Genomic DNA, 15,448 nt, shown 5'->3' with positions numbered 1-15,448 from the left:
GAAATCATTTTGTTGTATTGAATCAAAATATGGTGCCCCTTGTAATGAATATTAAGAATATCGACCCTCAATTATTAATTCAGAAATGTCCGATGGCCAATAATAACAAAGGTGCATTTTGGCTAAGCACCAATAAAGAAATACGCAATCCATATTATGGGGAGCAGATGATGACCTGTGGGAGTACAATTGATTCTTTGTAATAGATAATTAATACACCACGTTGAATAGCTAGAGCCTTATTATTCGTATTGAAATCATTAACTATTCAGTAAATTCCCAAAATTATCGCATAGTTTTTCGAATGATGGGGTTTTAATTTAGTGAAAGCATAGACTTTGATTATATCCTTGAAAAACTTTTTCTCACTAAATGCCTTTTCTGTTTTTTTAACAAAAATAAAATTGCTATTTTCGCAAATATTTTAGAACCAACTTTTTGAAGTTATTTAGAAATATACTATTTTTCACGGCAGCCATCATTATGCTTGGTCACGACATCGTGCCTCATACTGATATTTCCAATGGTGAAGATATTTCCTTCTCTAGTTTTTCTGAAAAAGGTTCTCAACAAATAGCTCAAGAACATTTAGAACTAAGCCACATATTTGAACACTTTCAGCATTCTTCAAATGAAAGGACTTTAAAATATGTAACCGGAGATGTTAAAACCCTAAATGTTAAGACAAAAATTCTCCAAAATTCCGCTTTAATAGTTGATATAGACAATCAATTTATTTGGCACGCAAACTTTGAAAAGCAACGCTTTCGGGATTATCCCATAATTCCATATTTTTCAATTTTTTCCTCCTATACCCTTCGGGGACCTCCTTCTTCCTAATTCCCTAAAGTGATATTTATTTTTCAAGCTTCAATTAAGCTTGATACGTCTTATATCACGATTTAGTTATGCAACAATCTTTTGTCATAACTATATTCATCTTTAGCATTAAAAAATATATGCACTTTTTTAAAAAGGCCTATAAAATCAGCTCTTGGTGATTTCCATTTTCATTTTTCCATCTTAAAATTTTTCTACTATAATGTTAGATAAAATCATTCAGTTTTCGATCAACAATAAGCTTGTTGTCGGAATATTAACCTTGTTCCTTATTGGGTGGGGAACCTATTCGCTTACCAAACTGCCCATAAGCGCCGTACCTGATATTACGGATAATCAGGTAATGGTCATAACCGTTTCCCCCACCCTTGCCGCGCAAGAGGTCGAACAGCTTGTTACATTTCCGGTCGAACAGACAATGGTAAGCATCCCTGAAATAAAGGATATGCGGTCATTTTCCCGTTTTGGCCTTTCTATTGTAACCATCGTTTTTGAGGAAGATACCGATCTTTACTGGGCACGGCAGCAAGTTCAGGAACGCCTATCATCCGCAGCAGATGAAATTCCGGAAGGGGTGGGAAGACCTGAAATGGCACCGGTTACAACAGGCCTTGGGGAAATATACCAATACACCGTACTTCCTGAAGAAGGTTATGAAGACCAATACGATGTTACCGAACTGCGAACGATTCAGGATTGGATCATTAAACGGCAGTTATTGGGAACGAAAGGAGTTGCCGAAGTGAGCGGTTTTGGTGGCTTTGTAAAGCAATATGAAATTGCCATAGACCCCAATAAGCTTCAAAGTATGGATGTAACCATTGAAGATATTTTTACGGCACTTGAAATGAACAACCAGAATACGGGCGGGGCTTACATTGATAAAGGCCCCAATGCATACTTTATTAGAAGTGAAGGCTTGGTCAACAATCTGGATGAAATAAATAAGATAGTTGTCAGGGAAAGTAATGGAACCCCCATACTGATAAGGGATGTCGCCAAAGTACAGTTTGGCCACGGGATCCGTTATGGTGCCGCAACCCGCAACGGTGAAGGTGAAGTGGTTACTGGAATTGTAATGATGCTCAAAGGAGCAAACTCTTCCGCAGTTATTTCCGATGTAAAGGAAAAAATTGAACAAATTAAGCAAACCCTTCCCGAAGGGGTGACCATTGAGCCCTTTCTAGATCGAAAACATCTTGTGGATCGTGCAATCGGCACCGTGACCACAAATCTTGTAGAAGGTGCATTGATCGTTATTTTTGTTTTGATACTTTTCTTGGGTAACCTACGTGGTGGCTTGGTGGTAGCATCGGTCATACCCCTCTCAATGTTATTTGCAATAGCAATGATGAACCTCTTTGGGGTCGCGGGTAATCTGATGAGCTTGGGGGCGATAGATTTTGGTCTTATCGTAGATGGGGCGGTGATTATTGTTGAATCTGTAATGTTCGGTATTCATAGCGGTAAAAAGAAGTATGCCGGGGTTGAAAAGCTGTCTTCGGAACAAATGGATGTTGAAGTAAAAAGCTCAGCGGGTAAAATGATGAACTCCGCTGCCTTTGGACAAATTATCATACTCATCGTTTACCTGCCTATTTTGGCTTTGAGCGGGGTCGCGGGTAAAATGTTCCACCCAATGGCACAAGCGGTGATGTTCGCTATTCTGGGGGCTTTGATATTATCGCTTACCTATGTCCCGATGATGTCCGCCCTTGCGCTAGGTCGTAAAACAGCACATAAAAGGAATTTTTCCGATAAAATGATGGATTTCTTCCAGCGTATGTATAGTCCCATTATAGAAGCCGCCCTTCGCGCGAAACTTTTGGTACTTGGATTGGCAATAGGCTTATTTGTTATAACACTGGTAGTGTTTGCCAATATGGGTGGCGAATTTATCCCCCAATTGGATGAAGGGGATTTTGCTGTGGAAACCAGGGTTCCTGTGGGAAGTTCCGTTCAGCAGTTGATCGATGTTTCCCAAAAAGCGCAGACCATTTTATTGAAGGAATATCCAGACGAAGTAACACAAGTGGTCAATAAAATTGGTTCTGGGGAAATACCAACGGATCCTATGCCCATTGAGGCCGGCGATATGATGGTGATCCTGAGCCCGAAAGACGACTGGACAATTGCCGATGGTAGGGAAGGTTTGATAGCGGAAATGCAGGAATCTTTATCAGTTATTCCTAACGCTACCTTTAGTTTTCAACAACCCATACAGATGCGTTTTAATGAATTATTGACCGGGGCAAAACAAGATGTGGTACTGAAGATTTATGGGGAAGAATTGTCCACCCTTTCAGATTTGGCCAATGAAGTGGGACAGAAAATAAAATCTGTAGAAGGGGTCAACGATTTATATGTGGAGGAGATTACGGGTTTACCTCAAATCAAGATCAAATTAAACCGTGATAAAATTGCGCAATATGGCTTGAATGTGGCCGATATAAATAACGCCATTGAAACCGGTTTTGCCGGAAAATCGGCGGGAATGGTATTTGAAGGGGAAAGGCGTTTCGATCTCGTAGTACGTCTGCAAGAAGAAAGCCGTGGCGATATAACAGATGTTGAAAATCTATACATAGGTACTCCCGAAGGCCAACAAATCCCACTTAGTGAGGTTGCCAATGTATCCTTTGAGCCCGGCCCCGTCCAAATACAACGGGATAATGCAAAACGTCGGGTTATGGTTGGCTTTAATGTACGTGACAGGGATGTTCAAAGTATTATTGAGGACATCAAGCAGATTATGGCTACTAATGTTGATATGCCACCAGGTTATTATGTAACCTACGGCGGACAATTTCAGAACCTGAAAGAGGCCAATCAGCGATTAATGGTCGCACTACCTGTAGCTTTACTATTAATCTTAATACTGCTCTATTTTGCTTTTGGCTCTATAAAACAAAGTTTACTCATTTTTACGGCCATACCTTTATCTGCTATTGGTGGCGTGTTTGCGCTGCTTCTTCGTGGTATGCCATTTAGTATTTCGGCAGGGGTTGGTTTTATTGCCTTGTTTGGAATTGCTGTTTTAAATGGAATAGTGCTTATTGCAGAATTTAACAGGCTAAAAGAGGAAGGAATCACAGATACTTATGAACGTGTTCTTAAAGGTACACGCGTGAGGTTGAGACCGGTATTAATGACCGCTACCGTAGCTGCCCTTGGATTCTTGCCAATGGCATTGGCCACATCATCCGGTGCAGAGGTACAGCGGCCATTGGCCACGGTGGTAATAGGGGGGTTAATTACGGCTACAGCATTAACGCTTATTGTCCTACCGGTTCTCTACATCTATTTTACCGAAGGAAAGGTCAAATTCAATTTTAAGCGAAAGAAAATAGTCACCATTTTAATCGTGAGTGGCGGACTGTTTTTTCCGGCGATGCAGCTTCAAGCACAGGAAATTGATCAGGTGCAGGGGCGGAAACTTACTTTACAGCAGGCCATTGAAACTGCCCTTCAGAACAATAACCGTATTAAGATTGCGGAATATGACATAGATGTTGAAAAAACGGGAAAGTACGGTGCGATAACCATTCCTAAAACAGAATTTTCCTATTCAAGCGGAGAATTTAATACGCCCACGATAAAAGATAATCTGTATGGAGTTACACAGCGAATCAATTTCCCTACGGTTTACACAAGTCAGTTCAAATTGGCGAAAGCCAAGGTCAAAAGCAGTGAGCAACGAAAGGCCATAGCCGAAAATGAACTGATTGCAGACGTAAAATCTGCTTATTTAAGGTATGTGTTCTTAATGGAAAATAAACAATTGCTACAGCGTCAAGATAGCCTTTATAGCAATCTGGACAGATCAAGCTCAATGCGTTATAAAACTGGTGAATCTACAAAACTGGAAAGTGTGACCTCGGCAACACAATCGATGCAGATAAAAAACAAGCTTCAACAGAACGAGGCCGATATGAGAATTGCCAAAAAACGCTTACAGGTAGTCTTGAACACCAATGATAATATTAGTGTTGCTGATGCTGAACTGGTTCCCAGCGAGATTGATTTGGATATCGAAAGCCAATCCGTGGAGCAAAGCCCTCTGTACGTTTATTTAAAACAACAATTGGCCGTAAGGAAACGGGAGACCAATGTGGAAAGGAACAAAGTTTTACCGGATATTATGTTCGGTTATAACAGCCAAACCTTTATTGGGGATCAATTTATAAATGGTCAGGACATTCAATATGATAGTGGTGATCGGTTTTCCTATTTTCAAGTAGGTGTTTCCATCCCTATTTTTCCTGGGGGGCATCGTTCTAAGATAAATGCTGCAAAAATAGAAGAGGATATCGCCCAATCTAGAATTGAGTTGAACCAGACTCAATTAGAAGGGGAACTGCAAAGTTTGTTGCAGGAATATTATAAACTTCAGGGTACTTTAAATTACTATCAAAATGAAGCGCTGCCACAAGCGGAACTCATTATTGACAATTCTGAAAAGAGCTTTAAAAGCGGTAATGTTTCTTATGCCCAATACCTGCAAAACCTCACTTTGGCGAATAGTATTCAGACAGAATATTTAAATACACTTTATCAATATAACCAGTCCATCATAGTAATCGAAGCCTTATTGGGCTTGTAAAAATCAAGTGGTATCACTTTAAAATATAAAAAGATGAAAATTCAATTTAATACAAAAATTTCGCTGCTCATTTTATCCACCCTATTTATAGTGGCTTGCGGCAACAAGGATTCTGAAAAAATGGATTCTTCCAAAGAATCCTCTATGAAAGAGGAACAACCTGCTACCAACGGATCCAAACAAATCACTTTTACCAAAGATCAATACAATCTCGCCGGAATTGAAACCGGGGAGATCGAAATGAGAAATCTTAGCAATATCGTGAAGCTAAACGGTGTCGTTGATGTAGAGCCAAAAAGTATGGCCTCTGTATCTGCACCTTTGGGGGGATATTTAAAAACCGCCGGAAGACTGCCCGGTGAGGAGATTAAAAAAGGACAGGTGTTGGCTACGATTGAAAATCCTGAATTTATCCAAATCCAGCAGGATTATTTGGAAAGTTTAAGCAAGCTCCAATTTCTGGAAGAAGAATACAACAGACAAAAACAATTAAGGGAGGAAGACATCAATTCGGCAAAAATATTTCAACAGGTTTCTTCAGATTATAAAATAACACAAGGTCGGGTCAAGGCGTACGAACAACAACTTGCACTTGCCGGAATTAGTAGGAATTCCGTTAAAAACGGGAATATTTCCCGGACTGCCAACCTTTATTCCCCTATTACAGGTTTTGTAAAAACAAGCAATGTGAATATCGGCGATTATGTATCGCCACAAGATGTGCTTTTTGAGGTAGTTAATTTGGACGATATTCATTTGGCATTGAATGCCTTTGAAAAAAGTCTTGGAAAAATCGAAGTTGGCCAAACCGTTAAGTTTTCACTTGCCAATGAGAATATGTTTGACCGTACCGCCGAGGTTTTTTTAATTGGAAAAGCGACTGGCAACGACCGTATAACCCCGGTGCATTGCCATATCAACAAGGGGGATGAAAAAGGTCTTTTGCCCGGTATGTATGTGAAAGCTTGGATAGAAAGCGGTACAAATAAGCAAAAGGCCATTCCATCGGAAGCCCTTGTTCAATATGAGGGGAAAGATTTTGTAATCTTTCAAACCGAAAAATCTGACAATGGTTATACATTTAGATTGGAACAGGTTAAAAAAGGAATTGAGCAGGAAGGGTACACGGCCATAACTCTTGCTGAAAGTGCTGATGTCAACAGTTTTAAGCCTGTTACCAAAAATGCTTATTCCATCTTGTCCGCATTGCGAAATTCTGAAGAAGAATAGTTCCAATTAAAAAATAATTCCAGAAGATCAGAATGAAAATCGGCAAGGCTATATCCAAATTAACAGAACCCTTTCAGGCGTTACAAAACAAGTTGTTTGCAAAAGTATATCTCGCGCAGACCATCAGCTTGTTGGGTGATGCCTTTACTTGGGTCGGTTTGGCATTATTGGCCTATCAATTTGGGGAAGACAGGGCTGCGGTAATTTTGGCCACCGCCCTCACATTGAGGGTAACCGCCTTTATTATCTTTTCGCCTTTTGCAGGGGTGCTTGCCGACCGGATTGACCGAAAAAAGATTCTGTACACGACCCACTTTATTAGAATGGGTCTTGTTGCCTTGCTACCGTTCATTACCGCTGAATGGCAAATTTATGTTCTGGTATTTCTTATGAATGTTTTTAATGCCTTTTTTAGCCCCACCTACAGGTCTATTATTCCACAAATTGTAGATAAAAAACTATATCGGCAAGCTATCGGTTTATCGGCTGCCACGTATCAACTATTAGGGGTTTTAGGACCAGGATTGGCAGGTATACTTGCAGTCTGGTTGGGTGCTAGGGAAATATTCTTGGTCGATGCGGCAACATTTATTATCGCAGGGATTTTGCTCTTGACCCTTCCAAAAAGTTTTTTGAATGCCCCCAAGGAAGATGTCTCGAAGAAACACCCTACCACTTGGCAAGATGTTACCAAAGGGGCTAAGCTCTTGTTTCAAAACAAATACATACGTTTTGCCCTTTTCATAGAACTGGTGTCGGCGATGGCCGGAGCTTTTATTTTGGTAAATACCATAATTCTTGTAAAAGGCGGTTTAAGCCTAACCGATAGGGAATATGGTTTGATTATGGCTGCCTTCGGTATTGGCGCAACGGTGGCCGCCTTCGTTTCCGGGGCTATTGATAAAACTAAATCAAGGCAGGTTTCCTTAATAGTGGGAGCTTTAGTATTAGGCCTCGCAATTAGTGCCGCAAATTACCTAAATTTTTCTCTGCTATTTGTGTTTTGGATCATCGCAGGTTTGGGACAAAGTCTGGCAGAAATACCTTCGGAAACGCTTATCGGAGAAAATATCGCTGACGAAGAACAGGGCAAAGTATATGGTTCCCATTTTGCATTTTCACATCTGTGGTGGGCAATCGCTTATCCAATAGCTGGATTTTTGGGAACCAATTTCCCCGAAAAGGAATTTCTTTATGGTGGCATTATAACATTATCGCTGTTATTGGTCGTGTTTCTGTTGCTAAGGCCAAAAGAGAAGCCCATTATTAAAATCAATTTAAATTAAGAACATAGAATAATAAATTTTTTAATCACTAATATCAAAATCAATAAATTATGAAAAGAGTATTTTTTATTACAACAGTCGCATTGGCCTTATTGGCCTCTTGCAGGGAAGAACCAAAAAACAACACAGCACCAACAACGCAGGAGGAAATTAAAAAAGATAACAATGCAGAAATGCTTAGGACGCAGGATAGCATCCAAATGGCCCGCGAAAAAACAATGGATAGTTTAGAGCAGGTGAAATCTCACGGGCACGCCCATTAATAACCAGAATCCCATTTTAGCGCAATGGAAGATGGGATTTAATCAAGTTTACTATGAAAATAAAAAAAATAATATCCTTTTTGATATTGACCATCGTTTGCGCACTTTGTAGTACTGCATTTGCGCACGGTGTTGATGAAAACACACAAACGTTTCTATTGGGAAATAGCGGCGTGGCCTTTGGCCCATTTCTTTATATAGGAGCTAAACATATGATTACCGGCTATGACCATCTGTTATTTTTGGTCGGTGTCATTTTCTTTCTATATAAACCGAAAGAAGTACTCTTATATGTCAGTTTCTTTACAATTGGTCACAGTACCACTTTATTATTAGGTGTTTTAGCCGACATCAATATTAATGCGTATTTAATCGATGCGATTATAGCATTATCCATTGTATATAAGGGGTTTGATAATTTAGGCGGATTTAAGCGGTTCTTCGGCAAACAGCCCAATACCAAGGCAGCCGTTTTGATATTCGGGTTATTCCACGGTTTTGGTCTTGCAAGCAAATTACAAGAATTCAATTTTGATAGAGAAGGATTGTTTACCAACCTAATAGGCTTCAATATTGGTGTAGAAATAGGACAATTTATTGCTTTAGCAGTAGTGTTGATTCTTATAACCGTATGGAGAAGACAACGTAGTTTTATGAAATTTTCAACAATTACAAATACAGCTTTGATGGCCGCTGGGTTTTTATTGCTCGGCTTTCAATTAACAGGCTACTTTACATCTTAAAAAAAACAACTATGTCAGAAATGAATCATCCAGTATTGGAAAAAAGTAAAATTATAAAAGCAACCGTCATTTCACTAATTGTCGGTGTGCTACTATTGGTTGTAGCAGTATTACCAGCAGAATACGGAATGGATCCCACAGGTGCGGGAAAATTATTGGGATTCAGTAAGCTTTACGTGCCAGAAGCAGCAGGTACAAATACCTTAGGAGCTATGGTTCCAAGTGCATCGAACCCAACAATTAAATTGGAAAAGGCAGGTTCAGGGCCCAATGTGGAAAGACCCGCTGAGGCCGATAACCCACCTCCAACCACTCAATTAAAATCCCGTGAAGATGAAACAAAAGTAATTGTCCCGGCGGGAAAAGGAATTGAATTTAAAATAAATATGCTCAAATACGGGAAAATGAAATACGAATGGACTACCGCTAATGGTGAGGTTCTTTATTTCGATTTTCACGGTGAGGTCAAACAAGAAAAAGAAGTAAAGGAAGTTTACTTCGAAAGTTACACCATTGCCAATTCCAACAATATGGTGGGTACTTTTTTAGCCCCTTATGAAGGAAGACACGGATGGTTTTTTAGAAATACCAGTAATGAAGATGTTATAGTGAATTTTAGGCTGAAAGGTCAGTATGCATTATAATTTTAAGTCCTGCAATGGAAGGTCAATTTCTACAACCTAATAGAAATAGCCTTCCATTTAGCAGGCACAAATTATTATCTGTAAGTTTTAAAAATCAACCTTTTGAAAAATCCTATTTCCGAGGTAAATGTTGTGTTTACAGCCAATCATCAATGCAACCTTTTTACAAATAATAAAATGTAAATAATAAAAAAGATGTCTCAAGACCGACTTTACCACCGGACTGACTCGGCTTTACCAACAGTGCGACCGGACAAGGACAGAGACGACTGGCTATAAAGAACCTTTCGCTTCGCATTTTGTGAAAATTTCTGTCAGCGCACACTCGGCACATCCAGCTTTTTTCATCCCTTAAAGCCAACACAAAAAAAGGGGAAGAACCAAATCTTGCCAACGGTTCTACAGAATTAATTCTTTAATTTGGAATTATGAAACTGCTTATAATAGAAGATGAACCTGAAATGCTAAAAAGCCTTGAAGACTTTGCCATAGAGGAAGGGTTTACATGTGATACCGCAGGCAATTATTGGGAAGGTACTGAGCGTATTAATCTCTATGATTATGATTGTATTATCCTGGATATAAACCTGCCGGATGGTAGTGGGTTCGATCTACTTGAAGCTCTTCACAAAACAAATAAAACTGACGGGGTAATCATCCTTTCTGCCCGTGATTCCCTTGATGATAAAATAAAAGGCCTGGGATTGGGGGCGGATGATTACTTGACCAAGCCTTTCTACTTTTCCGAACTAAATGCCCGCATAAAAGCAATTATCAGAAGGAAACAATTTAAGACGAATAAATTGGTTCATTATTCGAACCTTATAATCGAACCGGATCAGTACATTGTTGGGGTCAACAAACTTGAAAGTGAGCTTTCTCTGACTAAAAAGGAATATGCCATACTCACCCACTTGATCAGTAATCACAAGCGGGTACTTACCAAAGTTTCATTGGCAGAATATATATGGGGCGATTATGTAGATGAGGCGCAGAGTTTTGATTTTTTATTCTCCCAAATTAAAAACCTGAAACGTAAATTAAAAAATGCCGGTGCTCAGGTGGAAATAAGTAATATTTATGGTGTTGGTTATCAAATTAAGTCTTTATGAAACTGCTTACCTACACCTCCCGCATTCAATTACTTTATTTCCTGATCCTGTTCGGGATTTTTTCAATATTATTTTACCTGGTACTAAATTGGAACGTACTTCAAAATGTGGATGAAGTGCTGTATAACCGCAAAGATAACCTGCTGGCTTATCTTGAAGTAAATCCTGAAGCTCCATTCAAAGGAGACAACCCGCTGGACGATTTTACCTTTTATACTGTTGAAGAAACTGTATTTCAGGAAAGTTACGAAAGCTACACCGACACCCTCATTTATGAGCCTGTTGATGATGAGTTTGATGAATACCGCAAGCTGACCACTTTTGCGAAATTACAGGGCAAACATTACCGGCTGGAAATTATAAAGCCTCACCTGGAGGCGGCAGAAATGATCGGTACAATTGCCATTACACTCGGAAGCTTATTTCTGGGGTTAGCATTGTCTTTTTATTTATCCCAACGTTTTATCTCCCGAAAAATATGGAAGCCGTTTTTTGAAATACTCGAAAAACTTCGGCTTTTTAGATTTGATAAACAGGAATTGCAGGAATTGCCATCTACCTATATAGATGAGTTCCGGATGCTGAATGAAGCCGTGAATGAGCTGACCCGGAAAAACAAAGAAGTATTTGAAAACCAAAAACAGTTTATTGGGGACGCTTCCCATGAGTTGCAAACACCCTTATCCATAATTCAGTCAAAACTGGAAGCACTTGTGGGCAAAACAATGTTGACGGAAGAACAAGCAGCCATTGTAGAAAGTATCATTGGCTCTACACAACGGCTAAAAAAACTGAACAAAACGCTCCTGCTGCTGTCCAAAATAGAAAATAGTCAGTTCCTGATGACGGACGAGGTTAACGTCAATGAAATAATCGACAGATCGCTGGAATATTATGACGAACAGCAGGAAATCTTGAATATTAAAGTGGAAATTGATATAAGCAATAGTGCTACTGCTCAAGGAAACGAGCTGCTTACCGAAATTCTCATCCAGAATTTGCTCAAAAATGCCTTTTTACATAATGTGAAAGATGGAAAAGTAAGCATAAAATTAGACAAGAACCAATTGGTTATTATTAATACCGGCAGTCAAAAAGGAATAAGTCAAGAAAAATTGTTCCAAAGATTCTGTAAATCTTCCAATAATCCAGAGTCGTGGGGCCTAGGGCTGTCCATTGCCTATAAAATTGCCGATAAAAGCAATTGGAAGTTAAAATACAATTATAAAGGTGATCAACACATATTCACTATATATTTTTGATTCTCCAAAATTTCTACAGATTTGCTGTTTACATTTGAATTAAATAAATGTTTAATCTTAAAATTTTATTATTATGGACACAAGTAAAAACCTATTTCGCATTTTGCTGCTCTCATTACTTTTTATAGGAGGCAGTATAGCCACAGCAACAGCTCAATCCGATATCAAGGAGCTAAGTGAAAAATCCATTGAGTTCTCTGAACTACCCAAAGCCGTACAGGATGCTTTTAAGAACTCGGAATACGCCGAATGGGAAATAGAGGAGGTGGAAAAGGTCGAGACCGATAAGGGCACTATGTATGAGCTTGAGGTTGAGAACGAAGATGAAACCTATTATGAACTCTATTTTAGTCTGGAAGGAAAATTAGTGCTCAAAAAAGAGAAAAGCCACAAAGATGGTGAAGATGGTGAAGATGATCATCGATAATGTTTCCCAAAGGATTTTGAACCTTTTATAGGAGCTGGGAAGTGCCGAGAAAAAAGAATGATTTTCGACTCGTGCATATCTCAGCTCTATTATAATCCATACCATCGGTATGGATTATTGGTAATCTCCTATTCACAGTCCTTACACTTCTGCAATGTGAAAATTATCAAAAACTTACGCAAACGGGGTTATTCCTATTTTAGTAATAGATGGATGGGAGCATGCTTACGATTTAAAGTACAAAAACAAAAGAGGGGATTTTGTCGATACAGTATTAGACATTATTAATTGGGATAATATAGCAGAACAATATAACGGTGCCATTATACTTCTATTGGAAAATTTAACTTTCAAAAAAGCCCTGAAAGTATGGGTAAAAGTAGCCTCCACAGTTTCGGAGGACCCGCCGGACAAATTGCAGTAGTGTATAAATACTGATAGAAGAAAAAAGTGGATCAGTGAAAACCACTTTTTACATGTACTGAACTATTGTATGTTGTTGCCAGGCCCGGAAGCGCAACAAGTGGACACCTATCTAACGTGGCTTTTGCACAAGACCAAAGGAGAGTCGGTTGCCGGAATTCTCTTTATTTCACCGGGATTTCATTAGCCTGAAATGCGCTTATTCTTACATGTTGCCTTATACCGTGACTGGTGTAAAAGTCGGTATGCAACATGTAAAATGGACAGAATAATGGCAAAAACGGTGGGTATTTAGCTGGTTTTCGCCCATTTTTGAACACAAATCATTTTTCGGATGCTGAAAAAACGTTCCAGAACAGGTAGAAATCAACCGATTTTTGGGCGATTTTGGATAAAAATAAGAGTTTTTTTGGACGCTTATAAAAAGTTTTTTCGACACGCGAAATAAGCCGCAAAATATTACAGATTTTCCCGTGCCGTTTTGTACCTGCGGGATTTTGGGCTAAATTCGGCAACTGTTCATAGCCCGAGACGTTGGAGGTTATATAAAAAAGCAAAAATTGAAATTATAACAAAAAGCAGAATTATGAAAAAATTATGGATTTATTTAGTAGCAATATCAGTAATTTCTTTTGGTTGCGAGCAATCTGCAAAGAAAGAAGGCTTAAAAGAATCGACTGAAAAACCTTCGAAAATTAATAAAGAATTAAAGGCGATTGATATTGAAACACTAAAATCGGTTCTTGGGATGGAAGGAAAAGAGCAAGATGGACAATTTAAGATTACAGTTCCTCAAAATGACTTGAATGTTATGGTCGATGGAATTAAAATTATTCCTCCTATGGGATTGGGCAGTTGGGTTGCATTCGCTCCAACCTCAGATCAACCTATGATTATGGGAGATATTGTTGTTACAGAAAAAGACCTAAAACCAGTACAACAAGAAGTAATAAATCAAGGATTAACAATCACAGGAATCCACAACCATTTTGCACGTATGGAACCCGATATATGGTATATGCATATAGGTGGTATGGGAGATGAAAAAAAATTAGCTGGAAGTGTCAAAGCGGTTTTTGATAAAATAACTGAAATTAGAAGTGCCGATCCATCAAGTGCAGCTGTTTCAACAGTACAAAATACTCTGGACACAAGGATGATAGATAGCATTTTGGGATATAGCGGCACTATGAATAACGGAGTGTATAAAACTACTATTGGACGACCTGATGTGAATTTAAAAGAACACGGTGCACCAGTTAGTACATTCATGGGCTTTAATATCTGGGCAAGCTGGCAAGGCACTAATGAAAAAGCTGCTGTGGCAGGTGATTTTGCTATGCTTGAAAATGAAGTGGAACCGGTAACTGATGTATTAATTGAAAATGGAATTGAAGTAGTTGCTCTCCATAACCATATGGTTCACGAAAATCCAAGAATTTTCTTTCTGCATTATTGGGGTGTGGGACCGGCAGAAAAATTGGCTAGAGGATTGAGAGAAGCATTAGACAAAACAGGCGTGGAAAATTAAAAATTTAAAAAAAATTTGAAAAATTCAAAGTTTCTGCATTAAATGAATTTTTGTGGTTGCGGACATGTAATCGCCCTGATATCCGCTATACGTGTGCCGAGAGTAACGAACGGCTGAAAATCGTTATGCAACTGTTTATAAGATGGTAAAACCGCCTGTGCTGAGCGCAGCCGAAGTGACCCACCGGTGCTGTCCTACAGGTGAGAGCATTAAACCACCATAAGGTGCTTTGGTAAAGAGCCAAGGTATCGAGCCTTATGGAAAAGGCCGTGCCAAGAGCGTGGTCAGGTATGGATAAAGGAGATGAATGAAAATGAACCTTTGATGAAGTGTCCAGAAAGTGCTACATTCTGTCAAAAGTGTTTGAAGTATGAAATAAAATTACAAGTCCTGCTGTTATCTGTTTACTGCCCGACGGCAGGCGTCATTTAGGAGGCATGACCAGTATTCGGGCTTATTTATGGAACTTGGGAACCTGTATATATCATTGATTCCTTCCCTGTCAAGGCCTGTCACAATATAAGGATAGAGACCACAATCAGCCAGATCAGCGCATTGATGCCAAGGCACATAAACGCTGTGACTGCTAATGGGTTTATCCTTAAATTGATCCTGTTCGTCATGGCAGTTCGATAAATGTATCCGATAATTGGAAACTTGAATTAATTAGGGTTCCCTCATTAAGTCCAACCGTACTCACAAAGTAGCCCTGGTCCCAAAATGGCTTAATTTCCTATATTTACTCATGACAAAAAATTAGGCATAGCCGTCAGAACATAACCACCTGCAAAGCAGGTGGATTTTCAAGGTGAACTAAACTAAAGTTACCACTGATTATCAGCGCATAGTATTCTTAATAAAAGATTAAAAAAAAAGTTAATATCAACTAAAACTCTCAAATTTTTGTAAATCTAACTTTTGAGCAACAAGCCTTTGTTGCCACTTTCTTCTATACTAACATTAATCTTTTTGAGGGCTTGGATGAAAACATCATCCCTTTTAAAGATTATACGCCGCCCTATCTCATACGGGGATGTGCAAGAATTAAACGAGACCTATTTAATTTGATTTTAAACAGTTCCCG

General features: G+C 39.0%; 13 protein-coding genes and 3 pseudogenes. All 16 read left to right on the top strand.

Translation table 11 applies throughout. The annotated features are described in order from the left end of the window. Positions 1-203: pseudogene (locus tag RM529_RS12850) on the top strand (efflux RND transporter periplasmic adaptor subunit); the annotation flags it as partial. A 235-nt stretch (positions 204-438) separates the two neighbouring features. Further along, positions 439-840, top strand: coding sequence for a hypothetical protein (locus RM529_RS12845; RefSeq protein ID WP_311485181.1), 402 nt, complete (start codon positions 439-441; stop codon positions 838-840). A 202-nt stretch (positions 841-1,042) separates the two neighbouring features. Further along, positions 1,043-5,443 carry a CusA/CzcA family heavy metal efflux RND transporter gene (locus RM529_RS12840; protein ID WP_311485180.1) on the top strand — a complete coding sequence of 1,467 codons (4,401 nt, stop codon included), beginning with the start codon at positions 1,043-1,045 and terminating at the stop codon, positions 5,441-5,443. A 33-nt stretch (positions 5,444-5,476) separates the two neighbouring features. Further along, entirely contained in the window at positions 5,477-6,673 is a 1,197-nt protein-coding gene (locus tag RM529_RS12835; RefSeq protein ID WP_311485179.1) for an efflux RND transporter periplasmic adaptor subunit, read from the top strand. Positions 6,674-6,705: 32 nt separating this feature from the next. Next, positions 6,706-7,959, top strand: coding sequence for an MFS transporter (locus tag RM529_RS12830; protein WP_311485178.1), 1,254 nt, complete (start codon positions 6,706-6,708; stop codon positions 7,957-7,959). Positions 7,960-8,009: 50 nt separating this feature from the next. Continuing rightward, on the top strand, positions 8,010-8,222 hold the full coding sequence (locus RM529_RS12825; RefSeq protein WP_311485177.1) for a hypothetical protein: 213 nt from the start codon (positions 8,010-8,012) through the stop codon (positions 8,220-8,222). A 53-nt stretch (positions 8,223-8,275) separates the two neighbouring features. Continuing rightward, entirely contained in the window at positions 8,276-8,965 is a 690-nt protein-coding gene (locus RM529_RS12820; RefSeq protein WP_311485176.1) for a HupE/UreJ family protein, read from the top strand. Between the two features lie 11 nt (positions 8,966-8,976). Then, the gene (locus RM529_RS12815; RefSeq protein ID WP_311485175.1) at positions 8,977-9,609 is read left to right on the top strand and encodes a hypothetical protein; all 633 of its coding nucleotides are present in this window, start codon (positions 8,977-8,979) and stop codon (positions 9,607-9,609) included. A 428-nt stretch (positions 9,610-10,037) separates the two neighbouring features. Next, positions 10,038-10,721, top strand: coding sequence for a response regulator transcription factor (locus tag RM529_RS12810; protein ID WP_311485174.1), 684 nt, complete (start codon positions 10,038-10,040; stop codon positions 10,719-10,721). Further along, on the top strand, positions 10,718-11,983 hold the full coding sequence (locus tag RM529_RS12805) for a sensor histidine kinase (protein WP_311485173.1): 1,266 nt from the start codon (positions 10,718-10,720) through the stop codon (positions 11,981-11,983). The genes RM529_RS12810 and RM529_RS12805 overlap by 4 nt, the downstream gene beginning before the upstream one ends. A gap of 73 nt (positions 11,984-12,056) precedes the next feature. After that, positions 12,057-12,410 carry a PepSY-like domain-containing protein gene (locus RM529_RS12800; protein WP_311485172.1) on the top strand — a complete coding sequence of 118 codons (354 nt, stop codon included), beginning with the start codon at positions 12,057-12,059 and terminating at the stop codon, positions 12,408-12,410. A gap of 190 nt (positions 12,411-12,600) precedes the next feature. After that, a complete protein-coding gene (locus tag RM529_RS12795) occupies positions 12,601-12,834 on the top strand; it encodes a Fe-Mn family superoxide dismutase (RefSeq protein ID WP_311485183.1) in 234 nt (77 codons plus the stop codon). A 3-nt stretch (positions 12,835-12,837) separates the two neighbouring features. Continuing rightward, on the top strand, positions 12,838-13,020 hold the full coding sequence (locus RM529_RS18140) for a chromate transporter (RefSeq protein ID WP_311485182.1): 183 nt from the start codon (positions 12,838-12,840) through the stop codon (positions 13,018-13,020). A gap of 399 nt (positions 13,021-13,419) precedes the next feature. Beyond that, complete coding sequence (locus tag RM529_RS12785) at positions 13,420-14,364, top strand: DUF1259 domain-containing protein (RefSeq protein WP_311485171.1); 945 nt, start codon at positions 13,420-13,422, stop codon at positions 14,362-14,364. A 525-nt stretch (positions 14,365-14,889) separates the two neighbouring features. Then, positions 14,890-15,000, top strand: a pseudogene (locus RM529_RS18135) (IS982 family transposase); the annotation flags it as partial. Positions 15,001-15,266: 266 nt separating this feature from the next. After that, positions 15,267-15,432: pseudogene (locus RM529_RS18130) on the top strand (HYC_CC_PP family protein); the annotation flags it as partial. Between the last annotated feature and the right edge of the window lie 16 nt (positions 15,433-15,448).

Origin of the sequence: Autumnicola edwardsiae, from assembly GCF_031846505.1 — a bacterium.
GTDB lineage: Bacteria > Bacteroidota > Bacteroidia > Flavobacteriales > Flavobacteriaceae > Autumnicola > Autumnicola edwardsiae.
The sequence above is the reverse complement of the archived record's forward strand: the minus strand, read 5'-3'. Positions and strand labels throughout refer to the sequence as shown.